Origin of the sequence: Photobacterium sp. SP02 (genome assembly GCF_038519165.1) — a bacterium.
Lineage (GTDB): Bacteria > Pseudomonadota > Gammaproteobacteria > Enterobacterales > Vibrionaceae > Photobacterium > Photobacterium halotolerans.
Genome location: NZ_JASJOJ010000066.1, coordinates 1 through 21,608, shown reverse-complemented (window position 1 = coordinate 21,608; position 21,608 = coordinate 1). Strand labels below are relative to the sequence as shown.

General features: G+C 49.8%; 18 protein-coding genes, 3 tRNA genes and 1 pseudogene. 14 read left to right on the top strand and 8 right to left on the bottom strand.

Features of this window, described 5'->3' with window-relative positions; all coding sequences use genetic code 11:
* The 3 genes and pseudogenes from ihfA to pheS all read right to left on the bottom strand — a co-directional run.
* A pseudogene (gene ihfA, locus P0Y67_RS19530) lies at positions 1–78 on the bottom strand (integration host factor subunit alpha); the annotation flags it as partial.
* 439 nt (positions 79–517) lie between these two features.
* A complete protein-coding gene (pheT, locus tag P0Y67_RS19525) occupies positions 518–2,905 on the bottom strand; it encodes a phenylalanine--tRNA ligase subunit beta (protein ID WP_342393217.1) in 2,388 nt (795 codons plus the stop codon).
* A gap of 20 nt (positions 2,906–2,925) precedes the next feature.
* Positions 2,926–3,909: a phenylalanine--tRNA ligase subunit alpha gene (pheS, locus tag P0Y67_RS19520; protein WP_120510918.1), complete on the bottom strand. Its 984-nt coding sequence runs from the start codon at positions 3,907–3,909 to the stop codon at positions 2,926–2,928.
* A 406-nt stretch (positions 3,910–4,315) separates the two neighbouring features.
* Here pheS and P0Y67_RS19515 point away from each other — a divergent pair, with 406 nt between their 5' ends.
* Positions 4,316–5,626 carry a polysaccharide deacetylase family protein gene (locus P0Y67_RS19515; RefSeq protein ID WP_342393216.1) on the top strand — a complete coding sequence of 437 codons (1,311 nt, stop codon included), beginning with the start codon at positions 4,316–4,318 and terminating at the stop codon, positions 5,624–5,626.
* A 92-nt stretch (positions 5,627–5,718) separates the two neighbouring features.
* Here P0Y67_RS19515 and rplT read toward each other — a convergent pair whose 3' ends face one another.
* The 4 genes from rplT to thrS form a co-directional block, all read right to left on the bottom strand.
* The gene (rplT, locus tag P0Y67_RS19510) at positions 5,719–6,072 is read right to left on the bottom strand and encodes a 50S ribosomal protein L20 (RefSeq protein WP_027252114.1); all 354 of its coding nucleotides are present in this window, start codon (positions 6,070–6,072) and stop codon (positions 5,719–5,721) included.
* Positions 6,073–6,112: 40 nt separating this feature from the next.
* Positions 6,113–6,307, bottom strand: coding sequence for a 50S ribosomal protein L35 (gene rpmI, locus P0Y67_RS19505; protein ID WP_027252113.1), 195 nt, complete (start codon positions 6,305–6,307; stop codon positions 6,113–6,115).
* Positions 6,308–6,402: 95 nt separating this feature from the next.
* A complete protein-coding gene (infC, locus tag P0Y67_RS19500; RefSeq protein WP_205576862.1) occupies positions 6,403–6,954 on the bottom strand; it encodes a translation initiation factor IF-3 in 552 nt (183 codons plus the stop codon).
* Between the two features lie 3 nt (positions 6,955–6,957).
* Positions 6,958–8,886 carry a threonine--tRNA ligase gene (thrS, locus tag P0Y67_RS19495; RefSeq protein WP_342393215.1) on the bottom strand — a complete coding sequence of 643 codons (1,929 nt, stop codon included), beginning with the start codon at positions 8,884–8,886 and terminating at the stop codon, positions 6,958–6,960.
* Positions 8,887–9,171: 285 nt separating this feature from the next.
* Between thrS and hutC the strand changes: the two genes are divergently transcribed.
* From hutC to P0Y67_RS19460, 7 genes are all read left to right on the top strand, one after another.
* Positions 9,172–9,879, top strand: a complete 708-nt coding sequence (hutC, locus tag P0Y67_RS19490; RefSeq protein ID WP_120510920.1) for a histidine utilization repressor — start codon at positions 9,172–9,174, stop codon at positions 9,877–9,879.
* 263 nt (positions 9,880–10,142) lie between these two features.
* The gene (hutI, locus tag P0Y67_RS19485; RefSeq protein ID WP_342393214.1) at positions 10,143–11,372 is read left to right on the top strand and encodes an imidazolonepropionase; all 1,230 of its coding nucleotides are present in this window, start codon (positions 10,143–10,145) and stop codon (positions 11,370–11,372) included.
* A gap of 12 nt (positions 11,373–11,384) precedes the next feature.
* The gene (hutG, locus tag P0Y67_RS19480; protein WP_342393213.1) at positions 11,385–12,392 is read left to right on the top strand and encodes a formimidoylglutamase; all 1,008 of its coding nucleotides are present in this window, start codon (positions 11,385–11,387) and stop codon (positions 12,390–12,392) included.
* A 24-nt stretch (positions 12,393–12,416) separates the two neighbouring features.
* Positions 12,417–14,102: a urocanate hydratase gene (gene hutU / locus P0Y67_RS19475; RefSeq protein ID WP_342393212.1), complete on the top strand. Its 1,686-nt coding sequence runs from the start codon at positions 12,417–12,419 to the stop codon at positions 14,100–14,102.
* 514 nt (positions 14,103–14,616) lie between these two features.
* On the top strand, positions 14,617–15,489 hold the full coding sequence (locus tag P0Y67_RS19470; protein ID WP_342393211.1) for a fructosamine kinase family protein: 873 nt from the start codon (positions 14,617–14,619) through the stop codon (positions 15,487–15,489).
* Between the two features lie 88 nt (positions 15,490–15,577).
* Positions 15,578–16,231, top strand: coding sequence for a hexitol phosphatase HxpB (gene hxpB / locus P0Y67_RS19465; protein WP_342393210.1), 654 nt, complete (start codon positions 15,578–15,580; stop codon positions 16,229–16,231).
* Between the two features lie 441 nt (positions 16,232–16,672).
* Positions 16,673–16,876: a CPXCG motif-containing cysteine-rich protein gene (locus tag P0Y67_RS19460; protein ID WP_027252104.1), complete on the top strand. Its 204-nt coding sequence runs from the start codon at positions 16,673–16,675 to the stop codon at positions 16,874–16,876.
* Between the two features lie 60 nt (positions 16,877–16,936).
* Here P0Y67_RS19460 and P0Y67_RS19455 read toward each other — a convergent pair whose 3' ends face one another.
* A complete protein-coding gene (locus tag P0Y67_RS19455) occupies positions 16,937–17,545 on the bottom strand; it encodes a riboflavin synthase subunit alpha (protein ID WP_342393209.1) in 609 nt (202 codons plus the stop codon).
* A 299-nt stretch (positions 17,546–17,844) separates the two neighbouring features.
* On the opposite strand from P0Y67_RS19455, the gene P0Y67_RS19450 reads away from it, so the two are divergent.
* From P0Y67_RS19450 to P0Y67_RS19425, 6 genes are all read left to right on the top strand, one after another.
* The gene (locus P0Y67_RS19450; protein WP_342393208.1) at positions 17,845–19,215 is read left to right on the top strand and encodes an MATE family efflux transporter; all 1,371 of its coding nucleotides are present in this window, start codon (positions 17,845–17,847) and stop codon (positions 19,213–19,215) included.
* A 100-nt stretch (positions 19,216–19,315) separates the two neighbouring features.
* Entirely contained in the window at positions 19,316–20,386 is a 1,071-nt protein-coding gene (locus P0Y67_RS19445; protein ID WP_342393207.1) for a DUF3080 domain-containing protein, read from the top strand.
* A 140-nt stretch (positions 20,387–20,526) separates the two neighbouring features.
* Entirely contained in the window at positions 20,527–20,787 is a 261-nt protein-coding gene (locus tag P0Y67_RS19440) for a DUF5062 family protein (protein WP_027252100.1), read from the top strand.
* Between the two features lie 162 nt (positions 20,788–20,949).
* Positions 20,950–21,026: transfer RNA gene (locus P0Y67_RS19435), tRNA-Val, on the top strand.
* A 49-nt stretch (positions 21,027–21,075) separates the two neighbouring features.
* Positions 21,076–21,152, top strand: a tRNA-Val gene (locus tag P0Y67_RS19430).
* Positions 21,153–21,198: 46 nt separating this feature from the next.
* A tRNA-Val gene (locus P0Y67_RS19425) sits at positions 21,199–21,275 on the top strand.
* Positions 21,276–21,608 lie beyond the last annotated feature (333 nt).

Sequence of the window (21,608 nt, the reverse complement as noted above, 5' to 3'; positions counted from 1 at the left end):
CGTATCCTTGGCGTCCCGTTTGCTTAGTCCGACATTCTCAAACAGGTTCTCAGCCAACTCGGCTTTTGTGAGCGCCATAGATAACTCCCTCAAGACTATGTTGAACGAATAGTAAACATACCAGTTATGCTTACTGCGAATACTTCATGTGTAGCCAGGCTGCCCACCCATGCACTAAAGTGCATTATAGCCTTCTCATCAGTGGCTGACCTTAACTAGAGACAAGTTTATGCCAACTAGCTGATTTCCGCCAACTTTTTTAGGTAAACTTACCGTAAAATGATTGATTCTTATATTCCAGACAAGCATGCAGACATGCACCTGGTTGTGCTTACGTTTGCCGAGAAGCAACAATAAAAACCAAAATTAAAGTCAGTTGCAGTCAATAAAACCACAAAAATGAATCGCACAGAGAATTTTTACTATTTATCAAAATCTTAGCTCTAACTGAAAAAAAATCAAAAAAAAGCAGCCCTATCGGCTGCTTTTTCATCAATTATCAAATGATAACAGTAAGTTAATCGCGAAGCGCTGCACCAAACTGATCGCCAAGAACCGCGACAATCGACTCTACGGCACCATTGATGTCCGTTTCTTCCAGCGTTCGGTCGGCTGACTGAAGGTATAAAGCAATCGCCAGACTCTTCTGGCCATCCTCAACACCTTTACCGCGGTAAACATCGAACAGGTTCACATCAGTGAGCAACTCGCCACCATGCGTCCGGCAAACCTGCAACACGTCACCAGCAGCAACCTCTTCTGCAACCACTACCGCGATATCACGACGGTTCGCAGGAAACTTAGACACAGCTTTAGCCTGAGGAATCGCACGACTTGCGATAGCATTCCACTCAACTTCAAACACAACGGTACGTCCGTTCAGGTCGAACTTGCGTTCCAGCTCAGGATGAACCGTACCGATAAAGCCAACTTCCTTACCATCTACGACGATAGCCGCTGACTGTCCCGGATGCAGAGCCGGGTGTTTAGCTGGAGTAAATGTAAACTCAGTCTCTTTGGCCGTCAGTTCCAGAACCGCTTCCAAATCACCTTTCAGATCAAAGAAATCAACGGTGTTTGTCGCGAGATCCCAATGCTCCTCACTGCGGGCACCGGCAATCACACCAGCCAACATGGTTTCCTGACGAATACCATTTTCAGCCGATGCATCAGGAACAAAACGCATGCCTGATTCGAACAGACGTACACGAGGCTGCTGACGCTTCTGGTTAAAGGCAACTGTGTTCAGCAGACCCGACCACAGGCTCAGGCGCATTGCCGACATTTCAGCAGAAATCGGGTGCGGCAGAATGATCGCGTCCGTATCCGGCACGATCAGTTTCTGCTGCTCTGGCTCAACAAAGCTATAAGTGATCGCTTCGTGGTAACCACGGTCAACCAGCAGATCGCGAACACGTTTCAGTGGCAGGTTGGCTTCCTGATGCAGGTTCATGCTCAACGCAGCAACCGGCGACTGTGCAGGAATATTGTTATAACCGTAAATACGGCCAACTTCTTCTACCAGATCTTCTTCGATGGCCAGATCAAAACGCCAGCTTGGTGCAACTGCACGCCAGCCAGTGTCAGTCGGTTCGACCATACAGCCAAGACGGCTCAGAATCTCAACGACGTCTTCATCAGAGACAAAGTGACCCAGCAGGTTGTCTAACTTACTGCGACGCAACACGATACTGTTTTGCTGAGGCAGATGCTGTTCAGATTCAGCTTCTACGATTGGCGCAACGTCACCACCGCAAATATCAACCAGCAAGGCAGTAGCACGTTCCATGGCTTTGGTTTGCAGGCCTGCATCCACGCCACGCTCAAAGCGATGAGACGAATCAGTATGCAGACCGTAGCTGCGAGCACGGCCACGAATGGCATCCGGCGTGAAAAACGCACACTCCAGCAGCACATCTTTGGTGTTTTCGCTGACACCTGAGTGCTCACCACCAAAAATGCCCGCCATTGCCAGCGCTTTTGACTGATCGGCAATCACCAGTGTGTCGCTGTTCAGTTCCGCTTCAGTGCCGTCCAGCAGGGTCAATTTCTCGCCCTGCTCTGCCATACGAACAACAATGCCGCCGTCGATCTGGTTCAGATCGAACGCATGCATTGGCTGTCCCAGCTCCAGCATCACATAGTTGGTAATATCAACGATTGGGTCGATAGAGCGCACACCGCAACGGCGCAGCTTTTCCTGCAGCCACAACGGAGATTCCGCTTTCACGTTCACATTGCGAACGATACGTCCCTGATAGCGCGGGCACGCTTCCGGCGCTTTTACTTCGATAGAGACTTTATCGTCAATGGCCGGTGCAACAGCATCAAAGGATGGCGGAGTCACTTCAGCGCGGTTTAATACGCCAACTTCACGTGCCAGACCCGCAATGCTCAGGCAATCCGCGCGGTTAGGTGTCAGATCGACATCAATGATGACATCGTTCAGGCTCAGGAATTCGCGGAAATCTGTCCCAATCACAGCACTTTCCGGCAGTTCCATAATGCCATCTGAATCAACATCAATGCCTAATTCAGTGAAAGAACACAGCATGCCATGAGATGGCTGGCCACGCAGTTTCGCTTTCTTGATTTTAAAATCACCCGGCAAAACAGCGCCCACAGTTGCCACAGCAACTTTCAGACCCTGACGGCAATTTGGCGCACCGCAGACGATGTCCAGCAGCTCTTCTTCGCCCACATCCACTTTGGTCACACGCAGTTTGTCGGCATCAGGATGCTGGCCACATTCGACAACCTGACCGACTTTCACACCGCTAAAGCTGCCTGCGACAGGTTCAATACCGTCAACTTCCAGGCCCGCCATGGTGATCTGGTGAGCTAGTTCTTCGCTGTTGTTAGCAGGATTGACCCACTCGCGTAGCCAAGATTCAGAAAATTTCATAATTTGCTAGCCCCTAATGCTTACTTGAACTGTTTCAGGAAACGAAGATCGTTTTCGAAGAATGCACGCAGGTCATTCACGCCGTAACGCAGCATGGTCAGACGCTCGACACCCATACCAAATGCGAAACCTGAATATTTCTCAGGATCGATATTAACGGCACGCAGTACATTAGGGTGGACCATTCCGCAACCCAACACTTCGAGCCATTTGCCGCCTTTACGGCGCACATCGACTTCAGCTGAAGGCTCAGTAAACGGGAAGTAGGAAGGACGGAAACGAATCTCCAGATCTTCTTCAAAGAAGTTATGCAGGAATTCGTGCAGTATACCTTTCAGCTGTGCGAAGTTGACGTTTTCATCAACCAGCATGCCCTCAACCTGATGGAACATTGGGGTATGGGTCTGATCGTAATCGTTACGGTACACACGGCCTGGTGCAATAAAACGCAGCGGCGGCTGGCTGGCTTCCATGGTACGAATCTGTACACCAGAAGTGTGCGTACGCAGCATCAGCTCAGGATTAAAGAAGAAAGTATCGTGATCGGTACGAGCCGGGTGATCTTTGGCAATGTTCAAAGCATCAAAGTTATGGAAACCGTCTTCGATCTCTGGGCCGGACTCAACGGTAAAGCCAAGTTCACCAAAGAAGCTTTCGATACGCTCAATAGTACGGGTTACCGGGTGCAGACCACCATTTTCAATACGACGGCCAGGCAAGGTCACGTCGATGGTTTCTGCGGCCAGCTTGGCTTCAAGCTCGGCACGCTGCAGTGCGTCTTTACGAGCGGCAATTGCCTGCTGAACAGCTTGCTTTGCCAGGTTGATCTGCTGACCGGCTTCGCGACGCTCTTCAGGTGGCAATTTACCCAGGCTTTGCAGTTGAAGGGTCAGTTCACCCTTCTTACCCATATAATGGACACGGACTTCGTCCAGAGCAGCGACTGAGTCAGCCTGCTCAATTGCTGCCGTTGCGTTGGCAATAATCTCTTCTAGATGTTGCATCGTTTCCTCATCCACACACTGGTGGCGTCCTTCAGGGAGATAAATTCGCGTAACGATACATATTAATGAAAGCTGGTGCTAAATCCAAACTCAATCGCCACTTAGCTGTGTATTTGCTAAAAAATTTTCCAGAAAAATAGTCCGGAACAAGGCAAGAAAGCATTTTTTCACCTTTCGGCCAGTAAGAAGGCTCAGGCTTACGCCGCTCACCTTGCAGGACGCTCAGAACACCAGTTACCGTAACTGCAGTCACTTAAGGTTGTGTAACGTACATTTTTTCGCACAGTAATTGTCATATCACTCTGAAAATCACTTTTTTCTTCTTTCTCTGGTCTGCAAGATCAAGATACCTCCATAAAATTATGTTTTTACTCAATATATTTTCTGCAAACTCAAAGGAACCATGATGAAAAAACGCACACCCGCTATATTATCACTACTGATAATCAGCACATTTGCTGTCGCTGACACAAGTTTTTACCCCGCTACTCAGTCGAGCCCGATTGAAACATCCAAAACGCCCATGTTTATTGCTTTAGGGTTTGATGACAATGTTGAAGCTGAGGGGTTGAACTGGGTTAGTGAACTGCTCAATCACAGTAAGAACCCACAAGGGCTTGATGCGTTTGCCGCAACCACACTGACGGCCAGTTTTTTCATGCACTGCCAGCCTGCCCGGCAGCAACCTGAGATCATCGATCTATGGCGGAAACTGAACACTGACGGTCATGACATCGCCAACCACACAGAAACCCATCCGGACGATAAGGTAAACTACAACCCTTTCGAGTCCTGGATGACGGCTGCGCAGTGGCAACGGGAAGTGGCACTTTGTAATGATTTTCTGACTCAGCCTGTCGAACAAGGCGGTGTCGGTGCCCCTGCGGTTGCCGGATTTCGGGCGCCCTTTTTAACATTCAACGACAACACGCTGGATGCCCTGACCACAAATGCCATTCAGTATGATGTCAGCTTCCCGGCAGGTATTACCGGAGAAGAAAATGGCACCAACAACTACTGGCCACACACTCTTGATCAAGGTAGTCCATCGCAGTCTGCTGCCCAGCAAGGCGGTTGGAAACCAGCAGTCAAACATGTCCCCGGCCTGTGGGAAGTCCCCCTGCAAGCGCTTATTGTTCCAACAGATGAAGAGGCTGCAGAGTACGGACTCACCTATTCGCTCAACGACAAAATTGACAGTCGCGTCCCTTACTATGATCCGGCAGCACGCAAGGCTGACAACTTCGACTGGAACCTCTATACCACGCCAGCCTGGGGCGGTTACGGCCTGAACGCTGCCGATGTGCTCACCTTGTACAAATACAATCTCGACCTGCATTTATCCGGCAATCGCGCGCCGCTGGTACTGGGTCTGCACTCTGCCTTCTACGGCAAGCTAAAGGGTGAAGAACATATCGGAATGCCGGAAACCAGCGTCGCTGACAGGCAGGCAGTGCTGAAGCAATTCATTGAATACGCGTTGTCGAAACAGCAGGTGCGTTTTGTTTCGCATCGTCAGCTTGTCGAGTGGATGAAAAACCCTTTGCCAGTTCTGACTTGTAAACAGGCTATCTGGTCAGCGCACACAACGTACCGTTCAGGCGATATCGTTCAATTCAATGGGAAGTACTGGAAAGCAAAATGGTGGACTGTACAAGAGATTCCCGGCAATACAGTCGACAGTCCGTGGCAGGCACAAACTGGCTGTAACGGTTAACTGACTCAAGTGATCCTGAGAAGACTTGTGTATATTGAAACGAAAAAAAAGGAGAGCCTAGGCTCTCCTTATTTCATCAAACTGAACTGAAATTACAGTGCAGCTTTCGCTTTTTCAACCAGAACGGTGAAAGTCGCTTTGTCGAAAACAGCGATATCAGCCAGGATCTTACGATCGATTTCGATAGATGCTTTCTTCAGACCATTGATGAAGGTGCTGTAGGTCATGTCGTTTTGACGTGCCGCAGCATTGATACGTGCAATCCACAGTTGACGGAAAGTACGTTTCTTGTTGCGACGGTCACGGTAAGCGTATTGACCGGCTTTAGTAACTGCTTGGAAAGCTACACGATATACACGTGAACGTGCACCGTAGTAACCTTTAGCTTGTTTAAGAACTTTTTTGTGACGTGCACGCGCTTGTACACCACGTTTTACGCGAGGCATAGGAAACTCCTAACTAAATAAATACGATAACTAAAAACGATTAAGCGAACGGAAGCATACGTGCTACTGCTGCTACTTCACATGCAGGAAGCAGAGAGTTTGGACGTAGCTGACGCTTGTTCTTAGTAGTACGCTTAGTCAGAATGTGACGCTTGGTCGCACGCTTGTACTTAAAACCACCAGCAGTTTTCTTGAAACGCTTAGCAGCACCTTTGTTGGATTTCATCTTAGGCATGATGAGACTCCGCATTGTTGATAGTTAATAACATAGTAATCAGGCGAACAAAAAGCGCTGCACTGAGCAGCGCTTTTGCTACTTGAAGGCCTGAATTACTTCTTCTTAGGGGCAAGCATCATGGTCATTTGACGACCTTCTACACGACTAGGGAAGCTCTCGACGACAGCGATGTCGACCAGTTCATCCTTAATACGGTTCAGAAGATCGATACCCAGACCTTGGTGGGCCATTTCACGACCGCGGAAACGCAGTGTGACTTTACCCTTGTTGCCCTCTTCTAAAAAGCGAGTCAGGTTGCGCAGTTTTACCTGATAGTCGCCTTCATCTGTACCAGGACGGAATTTAACTTCCTTAACCTGGATTTGTTTTTGCTTTTTCTTTTGCTCTTTAGCAGCCTTGCTCTTTTCGAACAGGTACTTGCCATAGTCCATCACTCGACAGACTGGTGGCTCGGCATTAGGGCTGATTTCAACCAGATCGACACCAGCTTCATTCGCTGCACTAATTGCTTCTTCAATAGAAACAACACCGATAGACTCACCATCGATACCAGTTAAACGAACTTCGCGTACGCCACGGATTTCGCCATTGATACGGTGTGCGTTTTGCTTAACTGGTGCTTGAGTTCTTTTTCCGCCTTTAATACCTTATTCCTCCAAAACATTGAGCTTGCGACTGCTAATCTCTTGTTGCATGTACGCAACAAAGTCATCAATCTTAAATTTACCCAAATCGTTACCCTTGCGAGTACGGACCGCAACCTCACCTGCTTCGACTTCTTTGTCACCGCAGACAAGCATATACGGAACTCGCTTTAAAGTATGTTCGCGGATTTTAAAGCCAATTTTCTCATTTCTCAAGTCCGCGTTGACTCGGATTCCACTTTTTTGCAGTTTTTCTACAACTTCGCGAACATATTCTGACTGACTGTCAGTAATATTCATGACAACTGCTTGTTGTGGCGCCAACCAGGTTGGGAAGTAACCCGCGTATTCTTCGATGAGGATACCGATGAAACGCTCCAGGGAGCCAAGAATGGCGCGGTGAATCATAACTGGCGTATGACGCTCATTATCTTCACCGACATAAGTCGCCCCCAGACGCTCAGGCAGAGCAAAGTCTAGCTGAACTGTACCGCACTGCCAAGCTCGATCTAAGCAGTCATGCAAAGTAAATTCAATTTTAGGGCCGTAGAACGCCCCTTCACCTTCCTGAATATCGTAAGGAATGCTCATTGATTCCAGTGCGATTTTCAGGTCAGACTCGGCTTTATCCCACATTTCATCGGAACCCACACGCTTTTCAGGGCGTGTAGACAGCTTCACCACAATATTGTTGAAGCCGAAAGTTTCATAGGTGTCGTAAACCATCTTGATGCAGGAAGTCACTTCTTCCTGAACTTGGTTTTCCGTACAGAAAATGTGCGCATCATCCTGAGTAAAACCACGAACACGCATCAGACCGTGCAGTGCGCCTGACGGTTCGTTACGGTGACAGCTGCCGAACTCGGCCATACGTAATGGCAGATCACGGTATGATTTCAGACCCTGATTGAAGATCTGAACGTGACCCGGACAGTTCATTGGCTTAATCGCGTACTCACGCTTTTCCGACTCAGTCGTGAACATGTTTTCTGCGTACTTGTCCCAGTGACCCGAGCGCTCCCACAGAACGCGGTCCATCATCAGCGGACCTTTCACTTCCTGGTAGTCATACTCAGTCAGCTTGTCACGGACGAACACTTCCAGCTCACGGAACACAGTCCAGCCGTTGTGATGCCAGAACACCATACCCGGCGCTTCTTGCTGCATATGATACAGATCAAGCTGCTTACCCAGTTTACGGTGGTCACGCTTAGCCGCTTCTTCCAGACGCGTCAGGTGCGCTTTCAGTGCTTTCTTATCATGGAAGGCTGTGCCGTAAATACGCTGCAACATCTTGTTATCGCTGTTACCACGCCAGTAAGCGCCAGCCACATTCAGCAGTTTGAAATGCTGGCAGAAGCCCATGTTCGGCACGTGCGGGCCACGGCACATGTCGATGTATTCTTCGTGATGGTACAAACCCGGACGATCATCGCGAGAGACATTCTCATCCAGGATTTCCATTTTGTACGGTTCGCCGCGAGACTCAAAGGTATCACGTGCTTCCTGCCAGCTGACTTTCTTCTTGATAACGTCGTACTTGGTTTTCGCCAGCTCGACCATGCGCTTTTCGATCTTTTCCAGATCGTCAGCCGTCAATGGTTGCTCCAGATCGACGTCATAATAGAAACCGGAATCAATCGTCGGACCGATCGCCATTTTCACATCCGGGTACAATTGCTTGATCGCATGACCCAAAAGGTGAGCACAAGAGTGACGAACAATTTCCAGGCCGTCTTCATCTTTTGCGGTGATGATTTCCAGTTTTGCGTCGTTTTCAATCACATCACAGGCATCAACGCGAACGCCGTCAACACGACCGGCAATACAGGCTTTCGCCAGGCCAGGGCCGATAGACAGCGCCACATCGAGAGTAGAAACCGGGTTATCAAATTGACGCTGACTGCCGTCAGGAAGAGTAATTACAGGCATTCATTGATCCTTTGTTCAGTGGTGCCACATACCAAGTAGCACATGCAATTTCGTATTTTACCGCCTGCCAAGGTGCAGTACGGTGATGAGATAGTGTCTGTTTCGGTGTGAATTTTGGTACAAATCAAAATTGCTGACCCCAGACAGAAGGCGAATTGTAATGGATTGACTCACAAAACTAAAGATAGAAAAGCCAGTTACCTGTGAGCCACTTGCAAAATAAGGGAAAAGTTGCTTTCATTTGTATAGGCAATTTAGAGTCGATAATGACGCAGAGACAACACCATGGCAAGCGCACCGCGTTATCAGCAAATCAAAGAGTATCTCGACCAGAAAATCCAGAGCCGTGAATGGCCACCCGGATATAAGATCCCCACCGAAATTGAGCTGTCAGAGCAGTTTGAAGTCAGTCGGATGACGGCCAATAAAGCTATCAAAGAACTGGTTAATGAAGGATTTCTGGAACGCACACCCCGTTTAGGCACTTTTGTCTGCAATAAAAAAGCCGAATCTCCTTTGATGGAAATTCGGAACATTGCAGCGGAAGTCACCAGCCGGGGCCATCAGTATTCCAGCAAAGTGATCACGCAGCAGCAGGTCAAAGCCCGCGATGAAATTGCATTACGCTTAGGCGTACGGCATGACACGACTGTGTATTTCACTCAAATCGTCCATTACGAAAATAAGGTACCGATTCAGCTGGAAGAACGCTGGGTGAATCCGCACTTTGCCCCCGATTATATCCAGCAGGATTTTACGACCCAGACACCCAATGAGTATCTGATGCAGACATGTCCGCTCAGTGATATTGAGCATACTGTCGAAGCCATTCTGCCCCCTTCGCATATCAGTGAGTTACTTGAAATGGAGATCGAGTCACCATGCTTATTACTCAATCGCCGTACCTGGAGTAACACCAATCTCATCAGTACAGCTTTGCTGTACCACCCCGGTGATAAATACAAACTCAGCTCCAGAACCCGCGTCATTTAACCCTGGTTCGTCTTCAGGCGCTTTAAGCCTCGTTGTTTTCTTACCTATCATATTGACTAACAAGCCTGATCACTCAATGGTCAGGCTTTTGTATACTTCATCATTCCCGCCTGATACTTCCCTCTCCCGCTGCTACATACGCTACCTTTAATAGAATCCTTCAACATTGATCACATTTTCATTACAACACATCTTGAGTTTTGTCCGAATTCGGACTTTAATTTGTATATACATATTAATCAAACAGAGAGACGCTGCTCGCTATGGAACGTATTCTGACCAATCTCAAACTCGTCACCATGGAACCGGAACACGGTTATCAGGTCATTGATAACGCCATGGTGATTATCCGTCAGGGTAAGATCAGCTACGCCGGTCCGCAGCAGGCAAACTGGCAGGATACCGTCGACAGTCAGGCTGACATTGTGGACTGCAAGCAGGCTCTGGTCACGCCGGGTCTGATCGACTGCCATACCCATCTGGTGTTTGCGGGCAATCGTGCTAACGAATTTGAACAGCGTCTGAACGGTGTGCCTTACGAAGATATCGCCAAGGCCGGTGGCGGCATTTTATCGACAGTCAGAGCCACGCGCGCAGCCACCGAAGATGAACTGTTTGCATTGGCCTCAGAGCGGCTGGCCGGCCTGAAGCGTGACGGCGTCACGACTGTCGAAATAAAATCCGGCTATGGCCTGACAACCGAAGATGAGCTGAAAATGCTGCGGGTTGCCCGCCGTATTGGCGAGCAGGCCGATATCAAAGTTTCTACCACACTACTGGCCGCACACGCATTGCCTCCCGAATATGCCGGACGCAGCGACGATTACATCACCCTGGTATGCGACGAAATTATTCCTGCAGCAGCAAAAGAGAACCTTGCAGATTCAGTAGACGTTTTCTGCGAAGCCATCGGTTTTTCAACCGCACAAAGTGCGCGGGTTTTTGCCGCGGCCAAAGCCCATGGCCTGATGATTAAAGGCCATACAGAGCAGCTTTCAAATTTAGGCGGCAGTGCACTGGCAGCCAGTATGGGTGCAACATCTGTCGACCATATTGAATACCTGGACGAAGCCGGTGTTGAAGCACTGGCCGCCCACAACACAGTCGCTACCCTGTTGCCGGGCGCTTTCTATTTCCTGCGTGAAACCCAGCAGCCACCGATCGCTCAGCTGCGTGAAAAAGGTGTGCCAATGGCAATTTCCACCGACTTTAACCCCGGCACCTCGCCGATTGCCTCGCTGCGTACCATGATGAACATGGCTTGCACCTTCTTCCGCCTGACACCGGAAGAATGCCTGAGAGGTGTTACCGCGCATGCCGCACAGGCGCTGGGCCTGAGTGAGCAATGTGGTCAGATTCGCACAGGTATGGCCGCGGATCTGGCACTGTGGAACCTCGACTCGCCAGCAGAGCTGTCCTATCGCATGGGTGTGCCGGATTTAATCGCCCGGGTTGTGGATGGCAACCTCTTTTATCAATCCAAGAATCAGTAAACAGGAGGCTGTATGCCTATTGATATGAATGTCTGGCAAGGACGCAGTGATCCTGAAGACGGTAACAAAGGCTTGCGCTGGCACCAGAAAGTGCAGCCAGCCGACAATGCCAATGAAAGCGGCATCATGCTGCTCGGCTTCGCCTGTGATGAAGGGGTCTCGCGCAACAAAGGCCGCACCGGCGCTTATGATGCTCCGGTCGCGATTCGCCGAGCACTGGCCAACCTGGCATGGCACCACGAAGAACCCGTTTATGACGGCGGCAACATCAGCTGCGACGACAGCAACCTGGAACTGGCGCAATACCGACTGGCAGAAGATGTGAGCCGCGCCCTGCGTCAGCGCCACAAAGTGATCGTCTTTGGCGGCGGGCATGAAGTGGCCTGGGGATCGTTTCAGGGCATAGGCAATTACCTGGTGCAAAAGCAGCATGTTGCCGGCAATGAGAATGAAGCACAGCAACCACCGCGTGTCGGCATCATCAACTTTGATGCCCACTTCGACCTGCGTAATCCACCGGGTGGCAAGCAGTCGGAGAAAGGCAGCTCAGGCACCCCGTTCCATCAGGCTGCCCGTTTTTGCGAAATGCATAACTGGCCATTCAAATATGCCTGTCTGGGACTGGCACGTACCAGTAACACCCAGGCGCTGTATGAAAAAGCCGACCGTTTAGGCGTACTTTATAAAGATGACCATGAACTGGTTCATCACAAAATGGAGCAGACTCTGACAGAGCTTCAGCGATTTATTGATCAGTGTGATTACCTCTATCTGACCATTGATCTGGATGTTTTCCCGGCCTCCGTGGCACCAGGGGTCAGTGCTCCGGCTGCGCGCGGTGTGCCATTCGACATCGTTGAAATGCTGCTGGAACCGATTTTAAAAGCCAGAACGCCGAAAGGTGAGTCGAAAATCCTGGTCGCGGATCTGGCTGAGTACAACCCGCGATTCGACATTGATAATCAAACTGCACGGTTAGCTGCACGGCTGGCCTGGACAATCGCCCGCGCGATTCGATAACCGAAGAACGGCAAGGAGAGCAAAATGACGCAACAGCAGAATCCACGTCTGGACACGACACGTACCATCCAAGCACCAACTGGCACCACACTGAATGCCAAGTCATGGCTGACAGAAGCACCGCTGCGTATGCTGATGAATAACCTGCACCCTGATGTGGCTGAACATCCGCATTCACTGGTGGTCTATGGTGGTATTGGCCGTGCAGCCCGTAACTGGGAGTGTTATGACAAGATCGTGGAAGTCCTGATGCGTCTGGAAGACGATGAAACACTACTGGTTCAGTCCGGTAAACCTGTCGGGGTGTTCAAAACGCACAGTAACGCGCCTCGCGTACTGATCGCTAACTCCAATATCGTGCCACATTGGGCAAACTGGGAGCACTTCAACGAGCTGGATAAGAAAGGCCTGATGATGTACGGCCAGATGACCGCGGGCAGCTGGATCTATATCGGCTCGCAAGGCATCGTTCAGGGCACCTACGAAACCTTCGTTGCTATGGCGCGTAAACACTTCAACGGCGATGCATCCGGTCGCTGGGTACTGACCGGCGGTCTGGGCGGCATGGGTGGCGCTCAGCCTCTGGCGGCCACCATGGCGGGTTTCTCTATGATCGCCGTTGAGTGTGATGAGTCACGTATCGATTACCGTCTGCGTACCGGTTATGTGGACTGTAAAGCCACCACGCTGGACGAAGCACTGGCGATCATTGAAGAGTCCAGACAAACCGGCAAGCCGGTTTCTGTTGGCCTGCTGGGTAACGCGGCTGATGTCTTCCCTGAGCTGGTGAAGCGCGGCATCGTGCCAGACTGCACCACTGACCAGACATCAGCCCACGATCCGCTGAATGGCTACCTGCCTCAGGGCTGGAGCATGGAGCATGCGGCAGAAATGCGTCTGCAAGACGAAGCCGCGGTGGTCAAAGCAGCAAAAGCATCAATGGCAGTTCAGGTACAGGCAATGCTGGATCTGCAGAAAGCGGGTTCTGCAACCGTCGACTACGGCAACAACATTCGTCAGATGGCGCTGGAAGAAGGCGTTGAAAACGCATTCGACTTCCCGGGATTTGTGCCGGCTTATATTCGTCCGCTGTTCTGTGAAGGCGTCGGTCCGTTCCGCTGGGCTGCCCTGTCCGGCGACCCGGAAGACATCTACAAAACCGATCAGAAAGTCAAAGATCTGATCCCGGATAACCCGCACCTGCACAACTGGCTGGACATGGCGCGCGAGCGTATTCAGTTCCAGGGACTGCCGGCACGTATTTGCTGGGTGGGACTGAAAGACCGCGCACGTTTAGGTCTGGCATTCAACGAAATGGTGCGTAACGGTGAGCTGAAAGCGCCTATCGTGATTGGCCGTGATCACCTGGATTCAGGCTCTGTCTCCAGCCCGAACCGTGAAACAGAAGGCATGATGGACGGTTCAGACACTGTTTCCGACTGGCCACTGCTCAATGCCCTGCTGAACACGGCATCCGGTGCGACCTGGGTTTCTCTGCACCACGGTGGTGGCGTAGGAATGGGCTTCTCCCAGCATTCGGGCATGGTGATCGTATGTGACGGTACCGACGAAGCCGAAGAGCGCATCCGCCGCGTACTGCGTAACGACCCGGGCACTGGTGTGATGCGTCACGCTGATGCCGGCTACGACATTGCGATCAACTGTGCCAAAGAACAGGGCCTTGATCTGCCAATGATCACTGACAAATAGTTCGAGCAGACACAATGACTATGCTTCAACTAGAAATCCTGCCGGGCAAAATGAGTTTGCAGCAGCTGCTTGAAGCAAGCTATAACGATCTGATGCCAGAATCACTATTGCCAAGTCTCTGATTCAAACCCATCAAATTCAGCGAAACAACCAAGCCGGGATCACCTCCCGGCTTTTTTATCTGATTCTGTTATTAAAACGGCTTTGATATGAATTTTGCTGCCCTGCACTTTTTAATTGACTGTTTTTGTTATTTAAGTCAGCTGAGCGGTAAACATATAGTCTATGCTGTGATGAGGTAAAGCACGGGGCGACTGACAAAAAACACCATAATAACGTCAGTCAGGGGTAGCGATGAGCACGGCTCGTTCAGGTTGCAGAACCAGAATCTATTTGCACCCAACACAATTGCCCCAACAGATTTGGCGTCACTGTCTTTATATAATCCAGCCCAGGTGCTGTTTTATTGTTTATCATGATTTGTACCCAAACTGGTTTGTGCCCGGAGGATGCTATGTGGCAAGCGATTTCCCATCAGCTTTCAGACGTACTTGATCAACCCTTTACCATCCGCGAGCGGGATACCCTCCCTGGCGGGGACGTTAACGAATGCTATTGCATCAGTGATGGTGATCAAAGGTACTTCATCAAGCTTAATGAGAAAGAGCAGCTTCCCGTTTTTGAAGCAGAAGCGGAAAGTCTGCGGGTCCTGCAGGAAACGAACTCAGTGACAGTGCCCACCAGCCGGCATATGGGCATAAGCCGGGATAAAGCCTTCCTTGTCCTCGATTTCATGCCCATGAAAAGCCTGGATACAGAATCGGCTCACACCCTTGGCCAGCAACTGGCGCATCTTCATAAATGGGGTGAACAGCCGGAATACGGCTTTGACATGGATAACTTTATCGGCCTGACACCTCAGCCCAATCAATGGCGCCGTAAATGGTGCCGCTTTTTCGCTGAACAGCGGATTGCCTGGCAGCTGCAGCTCTGTGAAGAGAAAGGTATCGACTTTGGCAGCATTGATATCATCACAGGCAGAGTGATTGATATCTTGTCAGCCCATCAGCCCAAACCTTCCCTGCTGCATGGCGACTTATGGCATGGAAACACGGCGCTCAGTGTCGATGGCCCGGTTATTTATGACCCCGCCTGCTACTGGGGAGACAGAGAATGCGACATCGCCATGACAGAGCTGTTCGGCGGATTTCCCGACAGTTTCTACAATGGCTATCAGTCTGTGTTTCCGCTGGATGACGGCTACAAACAACGTCGCGACCTGTACAACCTTTACCACCTGCTGAACCACTGCAATCTCTTTGGCGGAGAATATCTGGATCAGGCAGAACGCTGTATTCGCAGGCTCAATCTGACTGACTCTGAGTAGCAATTAAACGGTAATCCGGGCTACCGCCTGCAGAGTTGAAGTGATAAAGTTCACATTCTTTATCCTTTCAGCTCAAGACAGGAACAGTATGTTAAAAGCCGCAATCTTCGATATGGATGGCCTTCTGGTCGACTCAGAACCTTTCTGGCAACGTGCTCAGGTTGAGGTATTCTCTTCACTGGGTGTTACGATTTCACAGCAGGAAACGCTGGAAACCATGGGATTGCGGATCGATCACATTGTTGATCTCTGGTTCGAGCGTCAGCCATGGCAAGGCCCGTCGTGCCAGGACGTCAACACCATGATCACTAAACGTGTGGAAGAACTGGTTCAGGAGCACAAACCTATGCTGCCTGGTGTGCGTGAAGCGATACAGACGTGTCAGGATATGGGTTTGACGGTTGCTCTGGCGTCATCATCCCCAATGAGCCTTATCAATGCCACCTTAGATGCCCTGTCACTGACAGAGCATTTCAGTGCCCTGTTCTCAGCCGAGCACCTGCGCTATGGCAAACCTCACCCGGAAGTGTACCTGAATGCGGCCCATGATCTGGGTGTCGATCCGCTCCACTGTGTTGCTTTTGAAGACTCCCTGAACGGCTTGCTGGCCGTCAAGGCAGCCCGCATGAAAAGTATCGTCGTGCCGGAGCAGCAACACAGTGCCGATCTGCGTTGGTCAATTGCGGACAAAAAACTTAACTCGCTGCTCGAAGTAAATAAAGCATTAATCACCAGCCTTTAATCAGGCTGAAGAATGGTTTGCCTGTTTGTCGTAACACACAAACAGGCTGATCATTCTGCTTCACAAAATACTCCTCCATATCGACACCAAAAGCGTCACTATAGGCCCATTTCCGATCAATCAATTTCACATTACCGCCAGCTTGTCTACTCTGTTCTTATCAACTTTCCAGGCAACAAAGTCCTCATAGTTAAAACTTCTCAGCAATTCAAAGTTTGCAGTTAATTCACGGCAAAAACTAATCCGTATCGCTAGGATTAACGTAACGGTTAGCAAACCTATACCCATCGTTTTTGTTGCGATTGTCAGGTAAGAAACGACTTCTGTGTTTCAACCAGCCAGTGGCTTCCGAGGCGAAAGAGTCAAGACTCTCCAGTAGGGACACTGGTCGCGGTATGAATGTGCCAATCAGTATCAGGTACATAATGTAAGGAGTAGAAAATGAAGAACTATAGTGAGCAGAGTGTGACTTGTCCGCATTGTGGCCACCATATCCGAATTACCCTGGACAGCAGTGCCGGCAGTCAGGAGTTTTACGATGATTGCCCCGCATGTTGCCATGCGATTCACTTAAACATGCAGGTTGATGAATTACACAAAACCATTCACCTGTTTGTCGATGCTGACGACGAGCAAATTTTTTAATGTCCGAATCAACACGCCCCTTTCACAAGAGGGCGTGTTGATTGAGACACACGACTTCCTCTAGCCTCTCGCAGCCATCACCCTTTCCACCGTATCCACCACAGCCTGCGTCTGAGGATCAATTTCTATATTGATCACATCACCTTTTTGGCGCGCAGACAGATTTGTCCTGTTCAGGGTTTCCGGGATCAGGTTGACGTTAAATCTCAGGCCTTCCACATCACCAATGGTCAGGCTGGCCCCGTCGATGCCGATATAGCCCTTAGTGAACACATATTTCATCAGGGCAGCAGGCAGAGAAAACCAAATCTGATGATTGTTTTCTGTTTCAATAACCTCATCGACTACCGCTGTGGTCATGATATGGCCTGACATGCTATGGCCACCTATCTCATCACCAAACTTAGCTGCGCGTTCAATATTCACGCGGTCACCGGGACTGAGCAAACCCAGATTGGTGACACGCAGTGTTTCCTGCATCAGATCGAAAGAAACTTGATTTCCGTTGATGTGCGTTACCGTCAGACAACAGCCGTTATGGGCCACAGAGGCGCCAATTTCCAATCCTGGCAGCAGTTCATCCGGCAATTGAATAACGTGAGTCTGAAAATCTTTTTTCTTATTAATTTCAATGATTTCAGCCGTACACTGAATAATACCTGTAAACATTTCTCCTCCAGAGAACTGAACCTGAAAGCGATGGGCACTCGCCTAATCGGATAGCAAAGCAATACTGTGCTACATAATGAATCTCTGCCCAGCATCCTATCATTGACCCGTTTTACTTAGCCAGCCCTGCAGTCACGCTGCATTGTGATATCCTCAAACAGTACGGCGACACAGAAAAAAGCAGAAAAGTGCTGAATTGTGATACAGATTGAATAAATCATTGTCAGTATCAGTGAAGCCGATATAATCCACTGTGAAGATTATTCCAATAATAGATTACCTGCCCTCTGGAGCATTTCGTGCATCTTTATCGTCTAGAAACTAAGCGATTGTTGAAACTCGCTATTCCCGTTCTGATCGCCTCTGTTGCGCAGACGGCAATGAGCTTTATTGATACTGTGATGGCTGGCGGTGTCAGTGCCACCGATATGGCCGCTGTCTCGGTCGCCTCCAGTGTCTGGATGCCTGCCATTCTGTTTGGCATTGGTGTGCTGTTCGCGATGGTGCCCATTGTGGCTCAGCTCAACGGCTCCGGCCAGAAAGACAAAATTCCGTTTCAGGTTCAGCAAAGCTTTGTATTGTCTTTACTCTTGTCAGTCCCAATCATACTGGTGCTCTATAATGCGGGCATCTTAATTGATTACATGGCCGTCGAACCCGTACTGGCAGAAAAAACCATCGGTTACTTACACGCCGTTCTTTATGCGGTTCCGGCCCTGCTGCTGTTTCAGGCATTACGCAGCTTTTCTGAAGGCCTGTCACTGACCGTTCCCGGTATGGTGATTGGTTTCATCGGCTTGTTAGCCAACATTCCGCTTAACTGGATCTTTGTTTACGGTAAATTCGGCGCACCGGCGCTTGGCGGCATCGGCTGTGGTGTTGCCACTGCCATTGTGTACTGGCTGATGTACTTCTCGATGCTGGTTTATGTACTGGTGAACCGGAAACTCAGCCGCGTCGGACTATTCCACACCTGGTATCGCCCAGAACTGAAAGCGATTCTGCGCCAGTTTAAAATGGGCTTTCCGATTGCCGCGGCATTATTTTTTGAAGTCTCGATCTTTGCAGCAATAGCACTGTTGATTGCACCACTAGGGTCAATTGTTGTCGCCGCCCACCAGATTGCTATCAACTTCTCTTCGCTGATCTTCATGTTACCGATGAGTTTAGGTGCCGCGGTCAGCATCCGGGTCGGACACCAGTTAGGTGAGCAAAACTTTGATGGCGCAAAAATTTCCAGCCACTGCGGTATCTGGGTGGGCGTGGCCATTTCTGTGGCGACGGCTGTGTTGACGATCATTTTCCGCGAACAGATTGGCTTGCTATATACCGACAACACAGAGGTGATTATGCTGGCGACACAGCTCTTGTTCCTTGCGGCTGTTTACCAGTGCAGTGATGCCGTTCAAGTGGTTGCTGCCGGGGCACTTCGTGGTTACAAAGACATGCGGGCCATTTTTATCCGCACCTTTATTGCCTATTGGGTTTTTGGTCTGCCGATCGGGTATGCACTGGGTATGACCCACCTGATCACAGAACCTATGGGGCCACACGGCTTCTGGATTGGTACGATTGTTGGCTTAACCGCTGCAGCATTAATGCTGACAGTGCGGCTGCTTTGGCTGCAACGTCAAGACCATGATTTCCAGCTGGCAATGTCGGTGCAATAACCGGACTCCCCCTTCCCTAAGGCAGCAAACGCTGCCTTTTCTTTATCTGAAAACTCAATCTGTTAGCTTATACTGTTATAAAAATCCCAGAATAACGATCATGCGCCGACGCTTTCTTTCAAATCCGCTTAACATAAACAAGCTGCTGATTCGGCTCGCATTGAGCGGCCTGCTTATTCTATTGGCCGGTTGTGACCGTCAGTCCTCAGATAATCAGTTTGCAGACTATGCTGATCGTCTTGCTTCTGTGCTGGCAGTCAGTTCGCCGAAAGAGCCGGATACCCGGATACCGCCTCTTCCCGAGGTCGGCGATATGCTGCAGCGCACCGAAGATGTCAGAATGGGACTGTTTGACGCCTATGAACTCAGAAAATGCGGCTTGTTTCATCTCATCGCAGAGCGCAACTCTGTGCTGGGAAAAGTGCAGGACAGAACCCGCCAGTTACGCTACGAGCTGCTGTTATTAGACGGTATTGGCCACTGTATCGCGACATTGCCCGAGGACGATAATGTCAGAGCGCAGCTGATAGAAGTTCAGACCACGAAACAAGATGACCTGTCTAAATACCTGTGGAACATGCTGCTCACTGGTGAAGAGTGGCAAAAACAATTTAAGCCTGCGCACTCCGCCTTTTCGCTGGGCACGATTCCAGATGCCACTGCCACCCTGCAGGCGATGAGCGGATTAGCGCACATTGCCAGCCAGATTTCGGCGCGGCACAGCGTCTCCGCTCAGTCCGCTGAACGCCTGCTCAGCTATGAAGAAAACATCCACACCTCGCGTTATCTTGGTCAGCTTTTTTACTCAATGGCCCGTGCCACTGACTGGCTGAACACCACAACCGCCCTACTGAGCCAAAACGACGCCACAGTCGTGTGCGGGCCCAACCGAAACCAGCAGAAAGCCAACTTTCTTGAGAACGTATTCTATAAATTTTTCGTTACGGATATTCAGCCATACCTTGCCAACCTTGATGCCCGCTACCAGGACATTCAGCCGGATCTGCACACCCTGTTTGCTATCCCCAACCGCCCTGCTGCGCTCGCCGATTATCACAGCTTCTATATAGATGGTGACATACACCGCCAATTTCGTGACGCTACTCTCAACCACGTCTCATACTGGCAGACCTTGTTCAAGCGTTGTGGGATAAACGTCGGACAGCCATAAGGGTAACTGGTCTTTGCCGTTCATTTTCATCGCCTTGCCGAAACACCTTTAACTGCCTTACAGATGAATGACCATGGGCTCAAAAAATCAACGCCCCTACTATGCTTTACATACAGGCCACAATCAGGGAACGAGATAGAATGAAAAAAATCAAAAACGAACAAAAACTGATTAAGAAAGCCATGGAAATAGGCATCGCCTTTGCCAAAAAACAGGGTTACGAAGACTTCGACAAAGGCATTTCAGATAAAGAAAAAGTGGAATGTATCTACCGGTTACTGGTTGATGTTAAGCAGATCACCCCGCTTTCTCCCGATCAGGAAGACGGCCCCAATATGAAACATAAACTGGCTATCTGGATCTCCCGCTTACTGCCGCCGGATCATGAGCTTTTGCAATAATTTTTACCCTGAAAACAACCACTCAGTGCCTGATTCAGCGTCAGGCAGTACAAGTAACAATCAAACAGTCACGAAAAATAAAAAAAGCCAACTCAAACACTTGCGCCAGTGGGTCTGAGTCGCTAATATTCACCCCGTTCTCAAGCAGGACGATTTAGTGATACGACCGTAGCTCAGCTGGTTAGAGCACCACCTTGACATGGTGGGGGTCGGTGGTTCGAGTCCACTCGGTCGTACCAAATCCTGCATTAGAAAACATTGTTGCTAAACAATCAAAACATAGCATTTGCGTCTGTAGCTCAGCTGGTTAGAGTATCGCCTTGACATGGCGGGGGTCGGTGGTTCGAGTCCACTCAGACGCACCAAATTTTTTCAATATGCCAAAGCGTGTTGAAGCAAAAACTGAATAAAGCGTCTGTAGCTCAGCTGGTTAGAGTACTACCTTGACATGGTAGGGGTCGGTGGTTCGAGTCCACTCAGACGCACCATACAGAGAAGCCCGTTCGAAAGAACGGGCTTTTTCTTTGTCTGCTATCTTTTGTCCCCCACATGTGTCCCCCACATGTTTTCGTTTCCCCAAAGATTTTATTCGCCAGTAGCTCATAACAGTTAATTGGAACAAATTCCTGATACTGGCTGTTCTGCCCCTGTTCGTTACTGACGTCATTGGGATGAATTTCGGCGCTCAGGTATTGAAAGCCTTCTTCGGTGACTTTTCTGATGCCGAGTTCGTACCACTACGTATTCCGACGAAGTTGAACACTTATTCCGGCTGAACATGAACACTTAACTTTTTCAACGTATCACGACAGTTGTTTTTT

Bases quoted from the DNA above. Each gene is read 5' to 3' on its own strand.
- pheT (WP_342393217.1), bottom strand. From the start codon at position 2,905: ATGAAATTTTCTGAATCTTGGCTACGCGAGTGGGTCAATCCTGCTAAC.
- pheS (WP_120510918.1), bottom strand. From the start codon at position 3,909: ATGCAACATCTAGAAGAGATTATTGCCAACGCAACGGCAGCAATTGAG.
- P0Y67_RS19515 (WP_342393216.1), top strand. From the start codon at position 4,316: ATGAAAAAACGCACACCCGCTATATTATCACTACTGATAATCAGCACA.
- rplT (WP_027252114.1), bottom strand. From the start codon at position 6,072: ATGCCTCGCGTAAAACGTGGTGTACAAGCGCGTGCACGTCACAAAAAA.
- rpmI (WP_027252113.1), bottom strand. From the start codon at position 6,307: ATGCCTAAGATGAAATCCAACAAAGGTGCTGCTAAGCGTTTCAAGAAA.
- thrS (WP_342393215.1), bottom strand. From the start codon at position 8,886: ATGCCTGTAATTACTCTTCCTGACGGCAGTCAGCGTCAATTTGATAAC.
- hutC (WP_120510920.1), top strand. From the start codon at position 9,172: ATGGCAAGCGCACCGCGTTATCAGCAAATCAAAGAGTATCTCGACCAG.
- hutI (WP_342393214.1), top strand. From the start codon at position 10,143: ATGGAACGTATTCTGACCAATCTCAAACTCGTCACCATGGAACCGGAA.
- hutG (WP_342393213.1), top strand. From the start codon at position 11,385: ATGCCTATTGATATGAATGTCTGGCAAGGACGCAGTGATCCTGAAGAC.
- hutU (WP_342393212.1), top strand. From the start codon at position 12,417: ATGACGCAACAGCAGAATCCACGTCTGGACACGACACGTACCATCCAA.
- P0Y67_RS19470 (WP_342393211.1), top strand. From the start codon at position 14,617: ATGTGGCAAGCGATTTCCCATCAGCTTTCAGACGTACTTGATCAACCC.
- hxpB (WP_342393210.1), top strand. From the start codon at position 15,578: ATGTTAAAAGCCGCAATCTTCGATATGGATGGCCTTCTGGTCGACTCA.
- P0Y67_RS19460 (WP_027252104.1), top strand. From the start codon at position 16,673: ATGAAGAACTATAGTGAGCAGAGTGTGACTTGTCCGCATTGTGGCCAC.
- P0Y67_RS19455 (WP_342393209.1), bottom strand. From the start codon at position 17,545: ATGTTTACAGGTATTATTCAGTGTACGGCTGAAATCATTGAAATTAAT.
- P0Y67_RS19445 (WP_342393207.1), top strand. From the start codon at position 19,316: ATGCGCCGACGCTTTCTTTCAAATCCGCTTAACATAAACAAGCTGCTG.
- P0Y67_RS19440 (WP_027252100.1), top strand. From the start codon at position 20,527: ATGAAAAAAATCAAAAACGAACAAAAACTGATTAAGAAAGCCATGGAA.